At 45.0% G+C, this 19981-nt stretch carries 24 protein-coding genes and 1 other annotated feature; of the genes, 18 read left to right on the forward strand and 6 right to left on the reverse strand.

Translation table 11 applies throughout. The features are described from left to right. Nucleotides 1-10 precede the first annotated feature (10 nt). The gene (locus tag ACQCV8_RS04915) at nt 11-1423 is read left to right on the forward strand and encodes a dihydrolipoyl dehydrogenase family protein (RefSeq protein ID WP_426843447.1); all 1413 of its coding nucleotides are present in this window, start codon (nt 11-13) and stop codon (nt 1421-1423) included. Between the two features lie 168 nt (nt 1424-1591). Here ACQCV8_RS04915 and ACQCV8_RS04920 read toward each other — a convergent pair whose 3' ends face one another. The 3 genes from ACQCV8_RS04920 to ACQCV8_RS04930 form a co-directional block, all read right to left on the reverse strand. After that, on the reverse strand, nt 1592-2734 hold the full coding sequence (locus ACQCV8_RS04920) for a glycosyltransferase family 4 protein (protein ID WP_426843448.1): 1143 nt from the start codon (nt 2732-2734) through the stop codon (nt 1592-1594). Between the two features lie 36 nt (nt 2735-2770). Continuing rightward, the gene (locus tag ACQCV8_RS04925) at nt 2771-3331 is read right to left on the reverse strand and encodes a phosphatase PAP2 family protein (protein WP_426843449.1); all 561 of its coding nucleotides are present in this window, start codon (nt 3329-3331) and stop codon (nt 2771-2773) included. Nucleotides 3332-3613: 282 nt separating this feature from the next. After that, on the reverse strand, nt 3614-4135 hold the full coding sequence (locus ACQCV8_RS04930) for a gamma carbonic anhydrase family protein (RefSeq protein ID WP_426843450.1): 522 nt from the start codon (nt 4133-4135) through the stop codon (nt 3614-3616). Nucleotides 4136-4245: 110 nt separating this feature from the next. Here ACQCV8_RS04930 and ACQCV8_RS04935 point away from each other — a divergent pair, with 110 nt between their 5' ends. After that, complete coding sequence (locus tag ACQCV8_RS04935; RefSeq protein ID WP_426843451.1) at nt 4246-5058, forward strand: alpha/beta hydrolase; 813 nt, start codon at nt 4246-4248, stop codon at nt 5056-5058. After that, a complete protein-coding gene (locus ACQCV8_RS04940) occupies nt 5055-6131 on the forward strand; it encodes a tetraprenyl-beta-curcumene synthase family protein (protein ID WP_426843452.1) in 1077 nt (358 codons plus the stop codon). Before ACQCV8_RS04935 ends, ACQCV8_RS04940 begins: the two co-directional genes overlap by 4 nt. Before the next feature lie 149 nt (nt 6132-6280). Here the strand turns inward: ACQCV8_RS04940 and ACQCV8_RS04945 are convergent, their stop codons facing one another. Then, nucleotides 6281-6853 carry a class I SAM-dependent methyltransferase gene (locus ACQCV8_RS04945; protein ID WP_426843453.1) on the reverse strand — a complete coding sequence of 191 codons (573 nt, stop codon included), beginning with the start codon at nt 6851-6853 and terminating at the stop codon, nt 6281-6283. Further along, entirely contained in the window at nt 6850-7815 is a 966-nt protein-coding gene (locus ACQCV8_RS04950; RefSeq protein ID WP_426843454.1) for a TIGR01212 family radical SAM protein, read from the reverse strand. Before ACQCV8_RS04950 ends, ACQCV8_RS04945 begins: the two co-directional genes overlap by 4 nt. A gap of 143 nt (nt 7816-7958) precedes the next feature. Between ACQCV8_RS04950 and ACQCV8_RS04955 the strand changes: the two genes are divergently transcribed. From ACQCV8_RS04955 to leuS, 11 genes are all read left to right on the forward strand, one after another. After that, the gene (locus ACQCV8_RS04955; protein WP_426843455.1) at nt 7959-8222 is read left to right on the forward strand and encodes a YtzC family protein; all 264 of its coding nucleotides are present in this window, start codon (nt 7959-7961) and stop codon (nt 8220-8222) included. 12 nt (nt 8223-8234) lie between these two features. Then, on the forward strand, nt 8235-8396 hold the full coding sequence (locus ACQCV8_RS04960) for a glycogen biosynthesis protein GlgD (RefSeq protein ID WP_426843456.1): 162 nt from the start codon (nt 8235-8237) through the stop codon (nt 8394-8396). 60 nt (nt 8397-8456) lie between these two features. Further along, a complete protein-coding gene (locus ACQCV8_RS04965) occupies nt 8457-8630 on the forward strand; it encodes a hypothetical protein (protein ID WP_426843457.1) in 174 nt (57 codons plus the stop codon). A 505-nt stretch (nt 8631-9135) separates the two neighbouring features. Beyond that, the gene (locus ACQCV8_RS04970; RefSeq protein ID WP_426843458.1) at nt 9136-9525 is read left to right on the forward strand and encodes a GntR family transcriptional regulator; all 390 of its coding nucleotides are present in this window, start codon (nt 9136-9138) and stop codon (nt 9523-9525) included. Then, nucleotides 9518-10396, forward strand: a complete 879-nt coding sequence (locus ACQCV8_RS04975; RefSeq protein WP_426843459.1) for an ABC transporter ATP-binding protein — start codon at nt 9518-9520, stop codon at nt 10394-10396. The genes ACQCV8_RS04970 and ACQCV8_RS04975 overlap by 8 nt, the downstream gene beginning before the upstream one ends. After that, nucleotides 10390-11334: an ABC transporter permease subunit gene (locus ACQCV8_RS04980; RefSeq protein WP_426843460.1), complete on the forward strand. Its 945-nt coding sequence runs from the start codon at nt 10390-10392 to the stop codon at nt 11332-11334. The genes ACQCV8_RS04975 and ACQCV8_RS04980 overlap by 7 nt, the downstream gene beginning before the upstream one ends. A gap of 15 nt (nt 11335-11349) precedes the next feature. Beyond that, nucleotides 11350-12048: an ABC transporter ATP-binding protein gene (locus ACQCV8_RS04985; RefSeq protein ID WP_426843461.1), complete on the forward strand. Its 699-nt coding sequence runs from the start codon at nt 11350-11352 to the stop codon at nt 12046-12048. Continuing rightward, entirely contained in the window at nt 12038-13348 is a 1311-nt protein-coding gene (locus ACQCV8_RS04990; RefSeq protein ID WP_426843462.1) for an ABC transporter permease, read from the forward strand. The genes ACQCV8_RS04985 and ACQCV8_RS04990 overlap by 11 nt, the downstream gene beginning before the upstream one ends. 234 nt (nt 13349-13582) lie before the next feature. Then, nucleotides 13583-14782, forward strand: a complete 1200-nt coding sequence (locus ACQCV8_RS04995; RefSeq protein WP_426843463.1) for an MDR family MFS transporter — start codon at nt 13583-13585, stop codon at nt 14780-14782. Between the two features lie 207 nt (nt 14783-14989). Then, nucleotides 14990-15322 carry a DUF4257 domain-containing protein gene (locus ACQCV8_RS05000; RefSeq protein WP_426843794.1) on the forward strand — a complete coding sequence of 111 codons (333 nt, stop codon included), beginning with the start codon at nt 14990-14992 and terminating at the stop codon, nt 15320-15322. 87 nt (nt 15323-15409) lie between these two features. Next, nucleotides 15410-15628 (forward strand) — a binding site (T-box leader). Nucleotides 15629-15703: 75 nt separating this feature from the next. Further along, the gene (gene leuS / locus ACQCV8_RS05005; protein ID WP_426843464.1) at nt 15704-18118 is read left to right on the forward strand and encodes a leucine--tRNA ligase; all 2415 of its coding nucleotides are present in this window, start codon (nt 15704-15706) and stop codon (nt 18116-18118) included. A gap of 55 nt (nt 18119-18173) precedes the next feature. Here leuS and ACQCV8_RS05010 read toward each other — a convergent pair whose 3' ends face one another. Beyond that, nucleotides 18174-18407: a hypothetical protein gene (locus ACQCV8_RS05010; RefSeq protein WP_426843465.1), complete on the reverse strand. Its 234-nt coding sequence runs from the start codon at nt 18405-18407 to the stop codon at nt 18174-18176. Between the two features lie 130 nt (nt 18408-18537). Between ACQCV8_RS05010 and ACQCV8_RS05015 the strand changes: the two genes are divergently transcribed. The 4 genes from ACQCV8_RS05015 to ACQCV8_RS05030 all read left to right on the forward strand — a co-directional run bounded on the left by ACQCV8_RS05015 (nt 18538) and on the right by ACQCV8_RS05030 (nt 19927). Next, nucleotides 18538-18846, forward strand: a complete 309-nt coding sequence (locus ACQCV8_RS05015) for a rhodanese-like domain-containing protein (RefSeq protein ID WP_426843466.1) — start codon at nt 18538-18540, stop codon at nt 18844-18846. 163 nt (nt 18847-19009) lie between these two features. Next, nucleotides 19010-19225 carry a hypothetical protein gene (locus tag ACQCV8_RS05020; RefSeq protein ID WP_426843467.1) on the forward strand — a complete coding sequence of 72 codons (216 nt, stop codon included), beginning with the start codon at nt 19010-19012 and terminating at the stop codon, nt 19223-19225. A gap of 281 nt (nt 19226-19506) precedes the next feature. Then, the gene (locus tag ACQCV8_RS05025; RefSeq protein ID WP_426843468.1) at nt 19507-19743 is read left to right on the forward strand and encodes a DUF2553 family protein; all 237 of its coding nucleotides are present in this window, start codon (nt 19507-19509) and stop codon (nt 19741-19743) included. Between the two features lie 4 nt (nt 19744-19747). Beyond that, nucleotides 19748-19927: a sporulation protein Cse60 gene (locus ACQCV8_RS05030; protein ID WP_426843469.1), complete on the forward strand. Its 180-nt coding sequence runs from the start codon at nt 19748-19750 to the stop codon at nt 19925-19927. Nucleotides 19928-19981: the final 54 nt, after the last annotated feature.

Raw genomic sequence — 19981 nt, forward strand, 5'->3', positions numbered from 1 at the left:
GGAAGAGACGATGAAATATGATTTGATTGTGATTGGCGGAGGATCAGGAGGACTTACGGCTGCAGCCGGTGCAGCATCTTTCGGAGCAAAAGTCGCTTTAATCGATAAGCGTGAAACACTGGGAGGCGATTGTCTGCATGTCGGCTGTGTCCCATCCAAAGCCCTTATTCACCAGGCGAATGAATTTTATACAGGGAAGAAAACAGCTCTAAAATACGGGACTGAACTGAATGTAGATTTTGATGGGATAAAACAATCTGTTCAAAAGGCAGTTGAAACCATCCAGCATCATGATTCAGATGAACGCTTTGAAGAGCTTGGCGTTCATATTTTCCATGGCCAGGCTGAATTTACCGGGGCTCATAAGGTTAAGGTAAATGGACAAATTCTCAAAGGAAAACGGATCGTAATTGCCGTTGGTTCAAGCCCGCTTTCTCCTGACATTGAAGGACTGAAGGAGGCAGGTTTTCAGACAAATGAAACCATTTTTACAATGGATGCGTTCCCGAATAGATTAGCGATTATCGGAGGCGGGCCAATCGGTGTGGAAATGGGGCAAGCCTTTGCAAGAATGGGAAGCCGGGTTACAATCATTGACCGCTCCGGTAAAATCCTCTCAAAAGAAGATGATGATGTGAGGGACTTTATGACTGAGGAGCTGTCAAAGGAATTGGACATCCTTTCGAGCACAGAGGTTGCAAAGGTTACACTTTCGGGTGAGGGCAAGGTTCTCCATCTGAAAAGCGGCGGGCGGGAAGAAATGCTTGAAGTGGACGACATCCTTCTTGCTATGGGCCGCGTGCCGAATACAAAGAGCTTACATGCGGAACGCGCAGGAGTTGAGCTGAATGAAAAAGGGCATGTTAAAGTAAATGACTACCTTCAGACAAGCAAAAAGCATATATTCGCAGCTGGCGACGTGACCGGGGAATACATCTTCACTCATGCAGCTGGTCAGGAAGGCAAAACCATTGTCCAAAATGCCGTCTTTGGAGTGAAGAGCAAAATTTCCTATGAAAACATGCCATGGAATGTATACACGCGCCCCGAAGTGTTCCACCTCGGATTAACAGAAAAAGAGGCCAAAGAACAGGGGGAGGAAATAACCGTCTACAAAAAGAAACTGGAGGAAGTAGACCGGTTCGTAACAGAAGAAGAGACCGGTTTTGTTAAATTGATCATGGACAAAAAAGGGAATATTCTCGGGGCACATGCAGTCGGACAAGGGGCAGGAGACTGGATGCAAACCGTCGTTTTTGCGAAAAGCAGCGGGAAAAAGCTGAGAAGCCTCTCAGGAATGGTCTACCCCTATCCAAACCGTGCTGCTGCTATCCAATCAGCAGCTGACCTTTACTGGAGAGAAAAGCTGTTTGATGGAGCGCTGAAGAAATGGGCAGGACGTTATATTAAGTGGTTCAGGTAAAAGGATGGGCTGGTATCCAGCCCTTTTTTTGTCTGTAAAAAACTTGATTTGGCATAGAAAATCCTTGAGGAATGAGGGTGCACATTTTCAGCTGTACTTTTGTACTGAAAACCACCCCCATACTATATAAATATAAAAAAATCAGCCGTTTAAGCACGGCTGAGGAGATTATGCGTAGCGGACTTCATCACGCTGAACAGCCACTTCTTCATACTCGTTCAGCAATCCGTCAAAGATTTGGCTCCAGGTTTGAGTAAGTGCATAAGCCCTGGCGTGTCTGGACATTTGCTCTCGCAGACTATGGTTCTCAAGCAGGCTTGTAATCGCCCCGATGAAAGCTTCAGGATTCCGGGGCTCGCAAAGCAGTCCATTTTTACCTTCAGAAATAATGTTCTTCACACCGCCGGAATTCGCTCCAATGACCGGGGTTCCGCAAGCAAGGGACTCCAATACAACATTGCCGAATGTCTCAGTCGGGGATGGGAAAACAAATAAATCAGAGGACGCATAGATCTTTGCCAGGTTTCGACCGCTTACATATCCCGCAAATGTCATGTTGTCCGGTGCATCCTTCATCATTTCAAGCTTAGAAGGGCCATCGCCGACGATTAAAAAGTGGACCTTTTCTTTCAAGTGTGCCGGCAGTGTCTTGGCGACTTTCATCAGCGTTTCGATGTCCTTCTCCGGAGCAAGCCGGCCCGCATAGGAGAGAATGAAAGGCTCTTTAATCCCATATTCCTCATGGACATCAAAGCCTTCAAGGCTTGGAGAAAACATAGAGCAATCCACTCCTCTTCCCCAGATCTTCAAATTGGGAAAGCCTTGTAATTTAAGCTGATCTAATGTAGCGGGGGATGGAACAAACAGTTTTTTAAAGGGCCTGTGAAACCAGTGCATATACTTCCACAAAATTTTAGACAGGAATTGCAGATCATAGTATTCGAGGTATTGATCAAAATCTGTATGATAGGAGCCGACGATGGGTATGTTCAGCTTTTTTGCATAATGCATGCCGCAGAACCCGATATTGAAGGGGGTAGCAATATGGACGAGATCAGGCTGGAATTTTTGAAGCTCACCTTTTACCTGGAGCATGTTCGGCCACGCTACGCGGCACTCTGGATACAGGAAAAAAGGAAAGCTCGCAAATCGGTGAATGTGACTGGAAAAAAGGCTTTCCTTCGTGCTTTCGGGTGCAAACACACGATATTCATGGCCATTGGCTTCAAGGTAGTCTGTAAACCGTTTTAATGTACGGGCAACCCCGTTTACATCGGGGGCATACGTATCGGTAAACAATGCGATTTTCATCGAATCCCTCCAGACATTAAAGTCGAACCGAATCAATTAGGTTAACTGCAGAAAATTCGGAAACCACTTGCTGACCAGCATAAAGGTCATGATGCTGGTCGAGGTGCCGAGCAGACAGCCTGCCAGCACGTCAGAAGGATAGTGAAGCCCAAGGTAAATGCGTGACAGTCCCACGCTGATTCCTAAAGGGATCAGGACCAGTGCAAGACTCGGCATAAATAGAAGAAATGGAATGATGACTGAGAATATCGCTGTCGTATGGCCGGATGGAAAAGAATGATCTTCCAGCGGATTAGCCGGAACCTTCGTTTCGAGCAGTGCAATGTAAGGGCGTTTTCTTGGGTACATTTTTTTAACAATGGCGACAGGTATATGGCTTATCGCAAGGGAAGCGGCACTGGCGATGGCTACCCACCTGACCGGACCCTGAGTAAAGAAAATTATAGCTAAGCACATGACGATGGTCAGAGTCGCTCCTCCGGCGTGCGTGATGTTCCGAAAATACATGTTGAGAAACTTTCTGTCGAAGTGCCGGTTGAGGCTTCGGAAAAGCTTGCACTCAAAATCATACATGTTTGCAATCAGCTTGGTTTTCATATAAACAGATGCTCCTTTACAAACGCCTTTTATACTATTCTAATTTAGAAATATTTAGTTAATAATAAGAATTTGTAAAGAAATTCAATCTTTTTTTTTCATTTCCTTTAAGTTCAGTAAAAAATTCTTCCAGTTCTTCAGCAGCAGCCAGAATTTTTTAGTAAACTAAGCAAAGCTTTTTATCCAATCAGCCAAGCCGGCTGCCATTCCGGCCAGCGTTTGCAGCATGGCAGGCAGGTATGGCTTTTGCCTTGCCGCCCTGCCATGATAAAATGAATTACCTTATTTTTTTAACGGGACAGCCTGCTTGTAAATTTGGGCTTTTTCCGTATACTCTCTGCGGATCCTCTCCATATCTTTTACATCAGCTTCCTCTAGGGGCCGTATGATTTTTGCCGGCCTGCCAAAGGCAAGAGTATGAGGGGGGATCTTTTTACCCGGCGGGACGAGGCTGCCTGCACCAATAAAAGCCCCCTCGCCGATTTCTGCTCCGTCCAAAATCAGGGAGCCCATGCCAATCAGAGCGTTTTTTCTGATAATGGAGCTGTGGAGTATAACCTGATGTCCAACCGTTACATCATCCTCAATTATAAGCGGACGATTTGGACTTTGATGGAGACAGCACTGATCCTGGATATTCACCCGGTCTCCAATGACCGTTGGGGCGACATCCCCCCGTATGACAGTGTTGTACCAGACGCTGGACTGCTTACCGATCGTTACGTCTCCCGTAATGGTCACATAATCGGCTATAAACGCAGAATCGGCTATTTGAGGGATAGAATCTTTGTAGGGATAGATCAATTGCTAAACATCCTTTCCTGTAATTAGGGGAATCTAAGTACATTATAATAAAATTGAAACCGGGTTGTAAGGACTCTAGGATAAGATTTGAGATTAATGGAGGAATTCACATGTGGAAATGGGAAGCTGACCGTCCGAAAGCTGCGATTGTGATGATCCATGGGGCTGCAGAGCATCACCGCCGCTATAAATGGCTGATTGAAATGTGGAGATGTGCCGGCTACAACGTCATTATGGGAGATCTGCCCGGACAGGGGACTTCAACGAGAAGGCGCGGGCACATCCAGTCCTTTGATGAGTATATCGCTGAACTGAACAGCTGGCTGACGGAAGCGGACAAATACGGCCTTCCACTCTTTCTTCTTGGCCACAGTATGGGTGGACTGATTGCGATCAGAGCTCTTCAGGAAAAAGAACATAAATTGGCCGGTGTCATTCTGTCTTCCCCTTGCCTCGGGTTGATGCATAAACCAAACCGGGCATTGGATGTGGTTTCAAGGGGCCTGAATATTGTATCGCCCTCTCTTCTGCTGAAATCGAATTTAAGCATTGAAATGGCGACCCGAAACAAATCTGTTATTGAAATCGATGAAAATGACTCACTGTATGTAACCAGGGTCTCAGTCCGGTGGTACAGAGAGCTCGTCCATGCCGTTATTCAGGCAAATAATAAACAGCACGTGTTTCCCGATGTTCCGCTTCTTGTTATGCAGGGCGGTGATGATAAAATAGTGGATAAGCTCGCTGTGAAATCCTGGTTTAACCGTCTGGACGTTTCCGAAAAGTCCTTTAAGGAGTGGAAAGGATTTTATCACGAAATTTTCAATGAACCCGAGCGTGATCAAGTATTCAGAATGGCCCTGTCCTTTACGGAGTATCATCTGCCGGAGCAGCCTAACGAAAATTGGAGTGAATTGACATGACCATCCCTAAATCCCCTTTTTCCCTTATGAAAAGAGTATATAAGAATGTATTTCCCATTGTTCATGCCTATTTGGGAGAGTGGAAGACAAAAGCGGAAGCTATTCCAAATAAGGAGCTAAGAAGCCAGGCACTGGCAAGCATTAATGATAAGTCCTTCCACTGTGAAGGCGGGAGCATTTTAGCGATTCTGGCAGGTCCCAGGATGAAAGAATGCATTGAATTTATTGTAGCTTATCAGACGATCAGCGATTATTTGGATAATTTGTGCGACAGAAGCACGTCACTGGATCCGGACGATTTCAGAATGCTGCATCAATCGATGCCGGACGCTTTGACATGCGGAGCAGAGCTGAAAAATTATTACGCATACCGTGAAGATCAGGATGATGGCGGATATTTGCATGAACTCGTCCAAACCTGCCAGCGGATTCTCAGCAGGATTGAAGACTACCCGAACATTAAAGAAACCCTGCTTGAACTGTCCGGCTATTATTGTGACCTTCAGGTACATAAACACGTTAAAAAAGATGAGCGGGTGCCCCGGCTTGAAACGTGGTTTGAACATCATCGGAGCACCTTGCCTGAAATGGAATGGTATGAGTTTTCCGCGTGCAGCGGATCGACACTCGGCATTTTTTGCCTCACTGCATACGGCTTTCAGCACTCATTTGACCAGGGGCTGGCTAAACAGATTCGCGATAGCTATTTCCCCTATGTCCAAGGTCTCCACATTCTGCTTGATTATTTAATCGATCAGGAAGAAGACCGGGCAGGAGGAGATTTGAATTTCTGCAGCTATTATCCGACGGAAGAAAGCATGATGAGCCGTCTTAAGCATTTTATTGAAAAAGCTGACAGCAGTTTAGAAGGGATTCCGCATGAAGGATTTCACAGGCTGATTAACAGGGGATTGCTCGGTGTTTACTTATCCGATCAAAAGGTAACGTCCAGAAAAGAGCTGAACAAACTGGCGAGAGCCCTGTTAAAAAGAGGAGGAGGCACCTCCCTGTTTTTTTACCTGAACGGAAGGGCCTACCGGACATTTCAAAAAATGACGGCGCAGAATACGTAAGGAGGCCGTTCAAAAGACTGAATAGCTCATACCAGTAAAACCAATAGAAAAAAGTGCCCGGAGCATGCTCTGAGCACTTTTTTTCTGTTCATAAGACCAATCAGACTTTCGAGCGTCTTATCCCAAAATATCTGCAAGTTCTTTCTTATTCATCGTTTTTCAATGGCACATATGAAGGGGGGATCGTTTTTCTGGTTTATAAATTGGTATTGCAGTACATGAGCCTCATCCTGAGGGAGGTTCTTTACAAAATCCATTACTTCTTCTTTTTCCAATTTCCCTTCAGGATGACCGTGATAAATCACAAGAACGATTATCCCTTCAGGTTTCATGATTCTGAGAAGCTGTTTAATGCTTTCTATAGTAAAGGTAGGTGAAGTAACAATGGATTTATCTCCTCCCGGCAGATAGCCTAGGTTAAAGACGGCTCCGGCAATGGTGCCGTGATATACTTCCGGAATGGAGCGTTCCGCATGCTCATGCCCTTTATGAAACAATGTGACCCGGTTATGAAGATTTAGTTCCTGAAGCCGCTTTGAAGTTGCGGCAATCGCTTCAGCCTGTATATCAAAACTGAACACCTTGCCGCTTTCACCAGCTAAGTCAGCTAAAAGGGCAGTGTCATGGCCATTTCCAGCTGTTGCGTCAACAGCTGCATCTCCAGGTCCTACAGCAGAAGCAAGCAGCTCGCGGCAAAATGGAAGGATTCGCGCCAGCTTCATAACAAGCCTGCTCCTTCCCCATTGAAGAAATTCCCCTGATAGCTTCCGCGCCTCTCCAATTCCCTGTCGATCGCATTCAGAACCGACCATTTATTCACACTCCACATCGGTCCAATCATTAAATCAATTGGACCGTCCCCTGTAATCCGGTGCACAATCATTTCCGGCGGAAGCACCTCAAGCTGATCGCAGACAAGCTTAACATAATCATCAAATGATAAAAATTCAACCAGGCCTTTTTCAAACTGCTTGACCATCGGGGTCCCTTTCAGCAGGTGGAGCAGGTGGATTTTAATCCCCTGCACGTCAAGCTTTGCCACTTCACGGGCAGTCTGCATCATCATCCCGGTATCCTCCAGAGGAAGTCCGTTGATAATATGGGTACAAACACGGATCCCATGCTTTCGAAGCTTGTTCACACCTTCCACATAAGCAGGGTAATCATGGGCGCGGTTTATAAGCATAGCAGTCCGTTCGTGTACGGTCTGAAGACCGAGCTCCACCCACAAATACGTCCGCTGGTTCAATTCAGCAAGATAATCGACCACATCATCCGGAAGGCAATCAGGCCTCGTAGCAATGGATAACCCTGCCACATCATCAAAACCAAGCACGGTTTCAAATTTTTCTTTGAGTACATCAAGCGGGGCATGAGTATTGGTATAGGCTTGGAAATAAGCGATATATTTGCCGTCTTTCCACTTTTGATGCATCTTCGATTTACCTTCTGTAAATTGTGTATTCAAATCATCCGCCCGGTTTCCGGCAAAATCACCGGAACCTGCAGCACTGCAGAACGTGCAGCCTCCGTAAGCAACCGTTCCATCCCGGTTTGGACAATCAAATCCACCATCCAAAGCCACTTTAAACACCTTATGGCCAAATGTATTTTTCAAATGATAATTCCATGTATGATACCTTTTTGTATCCGCTGCAAACGGAAAAGGGTTGGACTGAACCAAATCAGATGAGCCTCCTGATAGAAATATTGTCATTATGCCATTTTATCATGCCGTTTTTTTGAATGACAAATTTTTTAGGGGTTAAACCTGCTTTTTAGGCAAATCCTATAAAGGCGAAATAACGTGAAGAAAGGGGCATCTACATGGCTACTCGGGAATCCGTAGAAGATTATATGCAAAAATGCACAGAAGCTTACAACTATGCAAAAGCACAATTTGAAAGCGGTGCAAAGCAAGAGCACTACCATGATCTGGAGTACACCGAAGCGCAATCCTTGCTTGAAAACGCAGTTAATGATCTGAATAAGCTGACATTAAGCTGCGACGACCAGCAAAAAGAGCAGCTGTACAGAATGAGACTCCAGCTTCAGCAGCTGCAAAATGAAATGATTCTGCAACGGCACTAAGGAGGGTACACGATGGCGACTAAATCTGACCAGAACAATCCCGAGCAAAAAACGAAAACTCCGGAACAAAGCAAAATGGAGTTCTCAAAAGAATTGGACCCAGTAAAGAAAGCAAAGCAAAAATATGCCGAAAAAGGCCAGCCCATCAAGTCCAAACAGCATCCTGAAAACTGATTCTCTTCTGCGTTTTTAATCCTTCAAAAAGGGAAAAAAGAAAACCAGGAGGCGAGTTGAATGAGAACATACATTGTGCAATACACGGACAAGGAAACAGGGGAACGTGTTTTTGACGGCCCGGCTTTCGGAAGCGAAGCGGAAGCCATGGAAATGCAAAGAGAACTTGAAGAAAAAGGTCATCTAGATGTCCTGGTTGAAAGCGAAAATGATATCCTGCAGGATCGTGAGTAGAATAGAGATGGAGAAAGACGGAAAGCACCCGATTTTGAGGGTGTTTTTTTGTTGAGGCCGGAGGAAGAGCGTCGTGTTTGAGCTGAAAGAAACATTTTGGTTAGGCATTTTGTTTTTTGATGGGAAATCGATTTTAACCGGAAACAGACAAGGGGGGAATGTGGAATGTCGGACAAGAAGAGTGAGGACTCCAGTGACAGGCAAGGATGCGTGGAAACCCAAGAAAAGCGAGCGGGGGTAAAACAAAGAATATCAGGAAGAAATAGAAAAGAGCCCAATCGCACCCACCGCCACTAAACGTATGGCACCTGCAACCCGCCGTGATTGCGTACTTACACCCCTAAAACCATCCATACAGCGGATAAGCCACTTGCCCACCCCCCTTTTTTTGAAAAAATACCTTCCCGCCATTGACAATCCCAGCACATCTGTTTATTGTAATAAGTGTATTAGTTGGTGTAGTACACAAGATACAGTTCATTTAATTGGAGAAAGTAGGGAGATCATGATACAAATTGATCCTCGCAGCTCGACGCCTATTTATGAACAGGTTGTTCAGAGTATGAAGGAGCTGTGCTTGAAAGGGGCTTTGAAGCCCGGAGATAAACTTCCCTCGGTCCGGGAGTTGGCCACGATCATTATTGCGAATCCGAATACGGTGAGCAAGGCATATAAAGAGCTTGAGCGTGAAGGCATTATTGAGACTCTCAGAGGCAGAGGAACCTTTGTCTCAGAGAATGTGAAAATCAAACTGGATGAGGGGAAGATGGAGATGCTTAAGGAGCAGCTGAAGACACTGATTATTGATGCAGCTTATGCAGGAATTGATGTGAGTCAGCTCCACGATTGGCTGGATGAGATTAAGAAAGAGGTTGGAGGAAATAAAGATGCTTGAAGTGCGGAATTTATCTAAGAAGATGAATGGAGAGAGCATCCTGCAGAGTGTATCTTTTTCTCTTAGAGCCGGAGAGATTTTCGGATTGCTTGGGCGAAATGGGTCTGGTAAGACGACTCTTCTGCGTTTAATTGAACAGATCCTGCTGCCGGATGAAGGAGAAATTCTATATGACGGAAAGCTGATCAGTAAGCATCCGGATGTGAAGCAGAAGGTTGTGTACGTTCCGATTCACAATGGATTTTATGAGCGCTATACGTATAAACAGCTGATCCGGATTCTAAAGCCGCTGTATCCGGACTTTGATGTGACTTATGCCAATGAGCTGATGAACCGGTATAATTTGTCGGAGACGAAAAAATATCGGGATTTGTCTACGGGGCTGAAAAAGCAGTTTTCGCTTATTATCGCGTTTGCGATGAGGCCGGAAGTCATTTTGCTTGATGAACCGACGGATGGGATTGATGCAGTGACACGCCATGATGTGCTCGAGCTGATGATCGATGAAGTTGCGCATAGAAATACAGCCATAGTGATTACTTCCCACCGGTTGGAAGACATCGAGCGGATATGCAGCCGAATTGCTTTTCTGGAGGGAAATACGCTGTCTGATTTAGTGGATATGGAAGATATTAAAGGAGATTATTTGAAGCTTCAGCTTGCTTTCGAGCATGATCGCCACCTGCAGATCAGAGAGAGGGGATTGCCGGTTTTGGATCATACGGGCGTCTTTTATACCGTTTTGCTGGAAAAGAAAAATGAAGAGCAGCGGGCGTGGCTTCAATCCCTTGAACCAAAAATTTGGAATGAACTCCCTGTGAGCCTTGAAGAAGTCTTTATTGCAAAGTTTGGAGGGAAGCGCAGATGGTAGCTAAGGGACTAATACTAAAGGAAATCAGGCAGGCATATATCGGCCTGATTACAGCATCAGCTGTGTTGATTGTTTATTTGCCGTGGATGATTATGAATGCGTACTCCTCTTATTTAGAGTATGGCAACGGGAAATTTGAGTTTAGCATGTTTGAATCAAGTTTTAATGGAGTGACCCTGCTTATGCCGTTCATTCTGGCAATTGGAATGCTTGGGTCAGAAAAACAAAGAGGCAGTATGGATTTCACACTGGCTCTGCCTTTTAAACGAAGTGCCATTTTTTGGGTCAAGTGGCTGGTCGGCACAATTACAATTGTGATAAGTTTGATTGTTTCATTCTGTGTGAGTTCAGTTACTCTCAATATTACGGGAGCTTTTGTTTTAGAGAGCACGGTTCAGTATTATTTATACCTGACTTTGTCAGCTGTAATGATCTATTCTCTTCTTTTTGCAGCCGGATGCCTGACAGGTACTTCTTTCGCGCAGGGCATGGTTGGCGGAAGCATGCTTTTGCTGCCGGTATTGATCGTATCCGTGAGCATCATGAATTTGGACGTGTTTATGGATGCCTCTGCTCTTTATAATCAAGGCTTTGCGGATATCCTGATCAATTTTTCCGGATTGAACATCGTTTGGTATGATGACACGACTATGATTGAAAGGATCATTACGCCGCTTTGTCTGACCATCCTTTACACGGCAATCGGGTACGCTGCATTTTTGCGTCATCCCGCTGAAAGAAACGGCTATTTCTTTCTATGGAAATCGTTCAACTTGCCTGTTTTCCTGATTGTGCTTCTGCTCGGAATGTTTGGGTTTGGAGGATTCGGGTACTCAATCGGCGGGGAATCCATTCCAGGCTATATCACAGGAATTTTAATAGGGGCAGGAACTGGCGCAGCAATAGGATATGTAACGATTTATAAAAAAGCGAAATAAGAGAGGAATTGAATTATGATTCGTATTAAAGAGCTTTCACATTCATTTTTTGTCGGAAAAAAGGGAAAAGAGCGGGAGATTCCGGTGCTCAGCCGGATCTCCCTGGATATTGAAAAAGGCGATATTGCAACCATTGTCGGCCGAAGCGGATCTGGAAAATCAACTTTGCTCAATTTAATTTCAGGCTTTATGAAGCCGGTAGAAGGTGAGATCCTTATCCAAGGGCAGGATGTGGCCAAATTTAACGAAAAAAAATGGGCGGAATTCAGACTTGACCATTTTGGTTTTATTTTTCAAAATTTTCAGCTAATACCGAGTCTCTCAACCTTCGAAAATATTGCATTGCCTCTTACTTTAAAAGGGGTCAGTGCCTCTCAGCGGAAGATCAGGGTGAACGAGATGCTCAGCCGTGTCGGTCTGCTTGACCAGTCGAATCATTATCCGAATGAGCTTTCAGGAGGACAGCAGCAGCGGGTCAGTATCGCAAGAGCATTAATTTTGAATCCTCAAATTATCCTGGCAGACGAACCGACAGGCAGTCTTGATTCAGAGACGGAAAAAGAAATTCTTGAACTCATTCAGGAATTAAACCGCGAAAAAGGCATTACGTTTTTTATCATTACGCATGATGATGAAGTGGCGGGCATCAGCCGTAAACGCTTCAATCTTCACGACGGCGTATTAATGAATGGAGGTGTTCCGGTTGAAGCTTAAGGATCAGATCAATTTTGTCAGACAAAACATTAAGAAAAACCGTCTGCGGGTATTTACGACGGTTCTTGCCACAACAATGGGATGCTCGTTTCTGATTGTTCTCGCTTCCGTCGGGTTCGGTTTTCAGCGCAGTGTAACGGAAGAAATTCAAAAGCAGCAAGTGTTGACAGAGGTAACGATAAATGGGCTGCAAAAGAAGGATGAAGAGGCTCGGCCAGTTACGAGCAAGCAGATCAATGATATTAAAAATACTGAAAATGTTAAAGCAGTTGTTACGAGAAATGTCATAAATGTTCCGGCCAGAGCAGAGTTTGAAGGAAGGACAGGCCAGAATTTTCTTTCCATTATCACAGACATGGAGCAGGAGAAAAAAGCCAGCTTGTCACTGGACAGGGGAAGGATGCCGGAAAAACCAAATGAAATTGTGGTCGGCTATCATTTCGGATCACAGCTCTATACTGAAAAGGAACAGGCCCAGCTTGAGCAATTCAACTCGAATCCTGAAGACGGAGCAAAAAAGCCTGAGGGATATAAGGAAGATCTTTTAAACAAAAAGGTAACGTTTGTATATACTGATGAAAATGAAAAAGAACAGGCCTATGAATTTACGGTAACAGGTGTTTCCAAAAAACCAGCCAGAGATTTCATGGAAGACACTAATGTGATGATCGGACAAAATATGCTGAAGGAGCTTGCTCCGCTCGTTGACCCGGAATTCGACCCGAATGAAATAACGTATTCGAATGTGATGGCTTATGCGTCTTCCATTGATCAAGTAGACGGCCTTACAAAGGCATTAAAAGAAAAAGGCTACCTTGTTTACTCCATTACGGAAGAGCTTGAAAGCATGAATTTATTTTTCAATGCCTTTAAGATCGGATTGATTTTTGTTGGTACCATAGCGGTTCTCATTGCTTCCATCGGAATTTTCAACACGATGACGATGGCCGTAACGGAACGGACACAGCAGATTGGAATTATGAAAGCAATCGGAGCGCAGCCGAAGATGATTAGAAGGCTGTTTTTAATGGAGAGTGCCTGGATTGGAGTAGCAGGCTCTATCATCGGTGTCGTGATTTCCTACGGCATAGGCTGGGCAGCTAATCAGATTGTTCCAATGATTCTTCAATCAACTGCTGGCGGGGGAGCTCCTTTGGAAATGCAGATTTCCTACATTCCGCTTTCGCTTGTCCTGATCGCATCTGCCATCAGCATCGGAGTAGCCATTCTATCAGGCCTTCGTCCAGCTGTTAAGGCGACTAACATTGATGTTCTATCCGCATTGAGGAGAGAGATATAAGGTGTTATCCCCCGTTATTGACGGGGTTTTTTTCTTGGAATAAAGGAGTAGGGTATTGTGTAATCTCTTTGTATTCCAAGCTGTCATTCATCCCAAGCCATAATGCTTTGAAGCGAAAACAATTGTCAGAACTATTATCTATTTGTAAAACCAGTATTCTGCAGTTGAAAAACATCGTGAAATTCCATAAACTACTCTAGTGGAACGAAAGTCAGTGTAAAAGGAGGGGTTCGTATGCCGCGTTCCCTTTGGCTTCTCATTATTGGGATGATCATTAATGTAACCGGGGCTTCTTTTTTATGGCCTCTTAACACCATATATATTCACGATGAATTAGGGAAATCGCTGACGGTTGCAGGGCTGGTGCTCATGCTGAATGCCGGAGCAAGTGTAATTGGGAATTTGGCTGGGGGCGTCCTTTTTGACAAGATTGGAGGATACCGTTCGATTCTTCTTGGAATTACCATCACGCTCGCTGCATTGCTTCTGATGGTGTTTTTCCATGGATGGCCTTACTATGTGATCCTGCTTACGATTGTCGGTTTTGGATCAGGGATTGTATTTCCGGCTACGTATGCTATGGCAGGAAGTGTCTGGCCTGAAGGCGGAAGAAAGTCATTCAACGCGATTTATGTAGCACAAAACGCCGGGGTAGCCATCGGTTCCGCTTTGGGTGGGCTGGTTGCATCGATTTCGTTTCAGTGGATTTTCATGGCGAACGGTCTACTGTATGCTGTCTTCTTTTTCGTGGCATTTCTCGGCTACCGAAATATTCAAGGCGAAACCGTTCATCCTTCAGCCATTGTGTCAAAGAAGCCTCAAAAAAAAGACCGGACGAAATTTGCAGCCTTGTCGGTTTTGTCAGGAGGCTACCTCCTATGCTGGGTCGCGTATGTTCAATGGCAGTCCACCATTGCTGCACATACGCAAACGCTGAATATTGACCTGAAGCAATACAGTCTGCTGTGGACGGTCAACGGATTGATGATTGTGCTGGGACAGCCGTTCATTTCGGCATTCGTTAAACGTTTTGCCAAATCACTGAAAGCGCAAATGCTCATTGGAATGGGAATCTTTATGTTTTCATTTGCCATAGCGGCAGCTGCCGGGGAATTCACCGGGTTTTTAACAGCGATGGTCATTTTGACCATCGGTGAAATGCTGGTTTGGCCTGCTGTTCCCACAATTGCCAATCAGCTGGCTCCAAAGGGGAGAGAAGGCTTTTATCAGGGGTTTGTAAACAGTATGGCAACTGCAGGGAGAATGATTGGTCCCTTACTGGGAGGATTCCTGGTGGATGCGTTCAACATGTCCATGATGTTTGCCGTTCTGATCGGTTTGCTGTTTGTCAGTTTCTTCCTGACACTATTCTACGACCGCTCAATCAACTTACCGGTGGAGGAAGAATTATCCTCCAAAACAGCAGAAGGATAAAAAGCCTGAGATCCTGCCATCTCAGGCTTTTTCTTTGGGAAATTGGTTCGTTTGGCATTTATGGAAAATAATTCTAAATAATCAGGCGGCTTGTCCACCGGTTATATATAATAAAAATAAAAAGCCTTACCCATCCCCGTGGGACTGCCAATCTGTATTTTTTATTTATCTGCTTTGCCAGAATAAAAAAGAAGGATCGGTGGTGTGATGACAGCTCAAATTTTGGTAGCCAGTATCATCGGAGGTTTAATGGGGATTGTAAGCCACATGAATAAAAGGGGGCGACTGGAAAAACCGAGAATGACGAAACGGTTTATTTACCTTGGTTTTTATGAAGACCTTGTGATCGGAACCATTGCAGCGATTATGCTCGTCATCTCTTCAGAGCCTCAATCGTCACTGCAGCTCATTCTGTTATCGATTATCGCCGGCTACAGCGGTGAAGCTGTCCTGCGAAGCTTTACCTTCTCCACCCAGCAAGACCAGCCTGAAGTTCCCTCTTCCAAAAATTGTCCAAGTCACAAGCCGCCTCTACCATAAGAAGTGCCTCATTGAAGCTTTCCCTAAATCGCTGCAACCAGCTTGCATATCCCTCAAATTTTTTATAAAATGGTTTTAGAAGAAAATAGTCGAACGGTGATAAGGAGCAGTAGTGAACAGGATGCACCATAGAGAGCTGACGGAAGGTGCAAGTCAGCAGCAAATGTTCATGAACTCGCCTTTGAGTTTGCAGATGCGAAAGAAAACAGTAGTGTCTGCCGTGCATTCACGTTACGAATGTCAAGCGAGTGTAGTTTGTGTACACTAATTTGGGTGGTACCGCGGGAGAAAGCTCTCGTCCCTTTTTACAGGGACGGAGCTTTTTTTATATTTCACGGCCGCGTACTCGATGTCCGTTCAGCGAAAACAAGGAGGATGTTTATGAGTTTCAGTCATAAGAAAATCGAACAGAAATGGCAGAAGCATTGGCTTGCCAGCAAGACATTTAAAACAGGTGAGGAACCGAACCGCCCTAAATTTTATGCGCTTGATATGTTCCCGTATCCGTCAGGAGCAGGTCTTCATGTCGGGCACCCGGAAGGATTTACAGCGACAGACATTCTTTCCCGGATGAAACGGATGCAGGGATACAATGTGCTTCATCCGATGGGATGGGATGCATTCGGACTTCCTGCTGAGCAGTTTGCCCTGGATACAGGAAATGACCCGGCAGAATTTACGGAAAAGAACATTAACAATTTCAGGCGCCAAATTCAGGCACTTGGCTTTTCTTATGACTGGGATCGCGAGGTCAACACAACCGATCCTCACTACTATAAATGGACACAATGGATTTTCCTCAAGCTTTATGAAAAAGGCTTAGCCTATATTGATGAGGTAGCCGTGAACTGGTGTCCGGCACTTGGAACCGTTCTTGCCAATGAAGAGGTCATTGACGGGAAAAGCGAGCGGGGCGGACATCCGGTCGAACGCCGTCCGATGAAGCAATGGATGCTGAAAATTACAGCCTATGCAGATCGTCTGATAGAAGATTTGGATGAAGTAGACTGGCCGGAAAGCATTAAAGAAATGCAGCGCAACTGGATTGGCCGTTCAGAGGGAGCTCACGTTCATTTTGAAGTAGATGGACACGAGGAGAGCTTCACCGTTTTCACGACAAGACCGGACACTCTTTTCGGTGCAACGTATGCGGTGTTTGCTCCTGAGCATGAGCTGGTGAGCAAGATTGTAACAGCGGATCAAAAAGAAGCGGCAGATGCTTATATCAATCAAGTGAAATCCAAGTCTGACCTGGAAAGAACAGATCTCGCAAAGGATAAAACCGGTGTCTTCACGGGTGCATATGCCATTAACCCTGTGAGCGGCGAAAAAATGCCGATCTGGGTGGCAGATTACGTCCTAATCAGCTACGGTACCGGGGCGATTATGGCGGTGCCTGCCCATGATGAACGCGATTATGAATTCGCTGTGAAATTCGAGCTTCCGATTAAAGAAGTCGTTCAAGGCGGCGATGTATCGAAAGAGGCTTACTCCGGTGACGGAGAGCACGTAAACTCGGAATTCCTGAACGGATTAGGAAAAGAAGAAGCGATTCAAAAAATGATTGAATGGCTGGAAGAAAACAGCAAAGGCGAAAAGAAGGTAACGTACCGCCTGCGTGACTGGCTATTCAGCCGCCAGCGCTACTGGGGTGAGCCGATTCCAATCATTCATTGGGAGGACGGCACCATGTCTGCAGTTCCTGAAGATCAGCTTCCGCTTGTCCTTCCGAAAACGACAGAAATCAAACCATCCGGTACGGGTGAATCGCCGCTTGCCAATATTTCAGAATGGGTGAATGTAACAGATCCTGAAACGGGCAAAAAAGGACGCAGAGAAACGAACACGATGCCGCAATGGGCGGGAAGCTGCTGGTATTACCTGCGCTACATCGATCCAGCGAACGAAAACCATTTAGCGGATCCGGAAAAAATCAAACAATGGCTGCCGGTTGATACGTACATCGGAGGGGCCGAGCATGCGGTGCTCCACCTTCTATACGCACGTTTCTGGCACAAGTTTCTTTATGATATCGGCGTGGTTCCAACGAAAGAGCCGTTTCAAAAGCTGTTTAACCAAGGAATGATCCTTGGTGAAAATAATGAAAAAATGAGTAAATCAAAGGGCAACGTTGTGAATCCGGATGAAGTTGTGGAAAGCCATGGTGCTGATACGCTTCGTCTTTACGAAATGTTCATGGGACCGCTTGAAGCTTCCATCGCCTGGTCTGAAAAAGGGCTGGATGGAGCAAGACGCTTCCTTGACCGCGTATGGAGATTGCTGATTGAAGATGACGGAAACTTGACTTCGAAGGTTACAAACAGCGGAAATCCGTCTTTAGAGAAGGTCTACCATGAAACTGTGAAGAAAGTAACTGAAAACATCGAAGGGCTGCGCTTCAACACCGCGATTTCCCAGCTGATGGTGTTCATTAACGAAGCATATAAAGCGACGGAGCTTCCTAAAGAATACTTGGAGGGCTTTGTAAAGCTTCTTTCTCCAATCGCTCCCCACCTTGCAGAAGAGCTTTGGGAAAAACTTGGTCACTCTGATACCATTGCCTACGAAAAATGGCCGCAGTATGATGAGTCCAAGCTTGTGGAAGATGAAGTGGAAGTAGTCGTTCAATTTAACGGCAAGGTAAAAGCAAAACTTCTTGTTCCGGCCGAAGCCTCAAAAGAAGAGATGGAACAGATTGCGCTTCAAGATGAGAAAGTGAAAGAACAGCTTGATGGGAAAACCATCCGCAAAGTGATTGCAGTTCCTGGGAAGTTGATTAATATTGTGGCGAACTGAATAACCTGATAGAAGCTTGCAGAGATACTTCTGCAAGCTTTTTTTACTATAGATATTATTGCCTGCGTTCGTTTCCCCGTTTAAAGTTACCTGTAGCTTTTGCCAGAATCAGCTGAATCTCATGCTCATCCTTAGCTAGATTTATTCTTGCTAAAAACTTCTCCGCCTCTCCGTCCTTTACTATTTTCACCTGCTTTCCTTTGTACAATAGAAAAACTGACTGATTTTTTGCAATCTGAAAGCTGAAGGGCTTTTTATCCAAACGGTTTCGTTTGTCTATTTCTCTCACATCATCCCCTCCTGTATAGAACGTCTATTCACCAGTAACCTGCAGGATTCCTGCATAATCCTGCGATTCGCAACCCGCCTGCCCGCCTGATATAATAAAAGTATGATGAAAACAGGGAGCTGATTAAACGATGATTAAAGAAATTTCAGCAGAAGAAGTAGAGCAAAAGCTTAAAAATGGAGAGAATATTGAGCTTGTTGATGTACGCGAAGATGAAGAAGTCGAAGAAGGGATGATCTCAAAAGCAAAACATATAAAAATGGGTGACATTCCTGCAAGAGCCGGCGAACTGGATAAGGATAAAGAGTACATCTTTATTTGCCGCTCAGGACGCCGCAGCGAAAATGTGGCGGCCTATCTTCAGGAGCAGGGCTACAAAGTCGTCAATATGACAGGCGGAATGCTTGAATGGAAGGGCGAGACCGTACCGAAGCAATAACCGGTAAAAGACCATGCATCGTGACAGGTGCATGGTCTTTTTGCTGCATACACATAAATCCAAAATATTTCGTTCTAAACACTGCAGCAAACCGATAATTTTTATGAGAGGCAGAGATGCTTTCTCTGTATCCATTTCATAAGAAACAGGTGATATCATGGTGATGACCGTTCATTTTTTTGATGGGAAAAGCATCGTACTGAGCCAGATGGTGAAAAGAGTTCCAGCCATTGGAGAAGATATAAAAATTAAAGGCCGAATAGGAAAAGTTTTAGAAATTGTCTCCATCGATGAAAAAAATGCCCGAATCCTTGTTGCCTTTGAGAGTGTCAGTAAAAGTAAAGCGGCAGCAGACCAGTCCAAAAAGAAGAAAAAGTAAGGGAGCATGCTGAGGAATGTCAATATTCCCTTAAGATTCTATGTCCGCTGAATACGATGTTCTCAAGTTTCTGTTTTCGCTGATAAAAGGTAAGCAAATGAACGATCTATCCGCTATACGTAAACAGCGATCCTATGTTATAACCACCTGCATTCCTGTATTTTAGAACGTACTTGGAGAAACTCAGCGTCTCCTTATAAAAAAGAGTCAGTCGCCAATTATGAAAGCGTTAACATAAATAACCCCTGCTCTCATACATTGTGTTAAGGAGGGGATGGGCGATGGAGGATTTTCATAGGCTCGATATCACAAGGCGCGTAACAGCGAAGGTTAGTGACGACCTCATTGAATTGTTTTGCGGAAAGAATTCCATCGGCTGGCTTGTCATAAACGAAGAGGGCAAGCAATATGATTTAATTGAAGGATTTGTCATCGAGAATGGACGGATCTATAAATTATATGAACGAAACGGCGGGCAGCAGCAATACGGGGAGGCCTGCGATTTAGGGTGGTGCTGATTGAATGAAAGTTGTGCTGTTTGATGAAGAGCATGAAAAGGATTTAGAAAAAGAAATCAACTGTTTTCTGGCCGAGTTGGATGATGAGCAGCTTGTGGATATTAAATTCTCCGTCGCTGCTTCATGTGATGCAGAAGGTGAGCAGGTCTACTGTTTTTCGGCCATGGTTTTATACCGGTCCTGAAGAGCAGCATGCCTGCTTTTCAATTCTCAAGGGGAGTGAGAGAGGATGATTCTA

Origin of the sequence: Metabacillus sp. 84 (assembly GCF_050107715.1) — a bacterium.
Lineage (GTDB): Bacteria > Bacillota > Bacilli > Bacillales > Bacillaceae > Metabacillus_B.

What these genes read in the sequence shown, in the direction of transcription:
- ACQCV8_RS05025 (WP_426843468.1), top strand. Translation starts at nt 19,507, where the DNA reads ATGGAGGATTTTCATAGGCTCGATATCACAAGGCGCGTAACAGCGAAG.
- ACQCV8_RS04940 (WP_426843452.1), top strand. Translation starts at nt 5,055, where the DNA reads ATGACCATCCCTAAATCCCCTTTTTCCCTTATGAAAAGAGTATATAAG.
- ACQCV8_RS04980 (WP_426843460.1), top strand. Translation starts at nt 10,390, where the DNA reads ATGGTAGCTAAGGGACTAATACTAAAGGAAATCAGGCAGGCATATATC.
- ACQCV8_RS04975 (WP_426843459.1), top strand. Translation starts at nt 9,518, where the DNA reads ATGCTTGAAGTGCGGAATTTATCTAAGAAGATGAATGGAGAGAGCATC.
- ACQCV8_RS04960 (WP_426843456.1), top strand. Translation starts at nt 8,235, where the DNA reads ATGGCGACTAAATCTGACCAGAACAATCCCGAGCAAAAAACGAAAACT.
- leuS (WP_426843464.1), top strand. Translation starts at nt 15,704, where the DNA reads ATGAGTTTCAGTCATAAGAAAATCGAACAGAAATGGCAGAAGCATTGG.
- ACQCV8_RS04925 (WP_426843449.1), bottom strand. Translation starts at nt 3,331, where the DNA reads ATGAAAACCAAGCTGATTGCAAACATGTATGATTTTGAGTGCAAGCTT.
- ACQCV8_RS04935 (WP_426843451.1), top strand. Translation starts at nt 4,246, where the DNA reads ATGTGGAAATGGGAAGCTGACCGTCCGAAAGCTGCGATTGTGATGATC.
- ACQCV8_RS04955 (WP_426843455.1), top strand. Translation starts at nt 7,959, where the DNA reads ATGGCTACTCGGGAATCCGTAGAAGATTATATGCAAAAATGCACAGAA.
- ACQCV8_RS04970 (WP_426843458.1), top strand. Translation starts at nt 9,136, where the DNA reads ATGATACAAATTGATCCTCGCAGCTCGACGCCTATTTATGAACAGGTT.
- ACQCV8_RS04920 (WP_426843448.1), bottom strand. Translation starts at nt 2,734, where the DNA reads ATGAAAATCGCATTGTTTACCGATACGTATGCCCCCGATGTAAACGGG.
- ACQCV8_RS04915 (WP_426843447.1), top strand. Translation starts at nt 11, where the DNA reads ATGAAATATGATTTGATTGTGATTGGCGGAGGATCAGGAGGACTTACG.
- ACQCV8_RS04945 (WP_426843453.1), bottom strand. Translation starts at nt 6,853, where the DNA reads ATGAAGCTGGCGCGAATCCTTCCATTTTGCCGCGAGCTGCTTGCTTCT.
- ACQCV8_RS05015 (WP_426843466.1), top strand. Translation starts at nt 18,538, where the DNA reads ATGATTAAAGAAATTTCAGCAGAAGAAGTAGAGCAAAAGCTTAAAAAT.
- ACQCV8_RS05030 (WP_426843469.1), top strand. Translation starts at nt 19,748, where the DNA reads ATGAAAGTTGTGCTGTTTGATGAAGAGCATGAAAAGGATTTAGAAAAA.
- ACQCV8_RS04985 (WP_426843461.1), top strand. Translation starts at nt 11,350, where the DNA reads ATGATTCGTATTAAAGAGCTTTCACATTCATTTTTTGTCGGAAAAAAG.
- ACQCV8_RS05020 (WP_426843467.1), top strand. Translation starts at nt 19,010, where the DNA reads ATGACCGTTCATTTTTTTGATGGGAAAAGCATCGTACTGAGCCAGATG.
- ACQCV8_RS05000 (WP_426843794.1), top strand. Translation starts at nt 14,990, where the DNA reads ATGACAGCTCAAATTTTGGTAGCCAGTATCATCGGAGGTTTAATGGGG.
- ACQCV8_RS04965 (WP_426843457.1), top strand. Translation starts at nt 8,457, where the DNA reads ATGAGAACATACATTGTGCAATACACGGACAAGGAAACAGGGGAACGT.
- ACQCV8_RS04995 (WP_426843463.1), top strand. Translation starts at nt 13,583, where the DNA reads ATGCCGCGTTCCCTTTGGCTTCTCATTATTGGGATGATCATTAATGTA.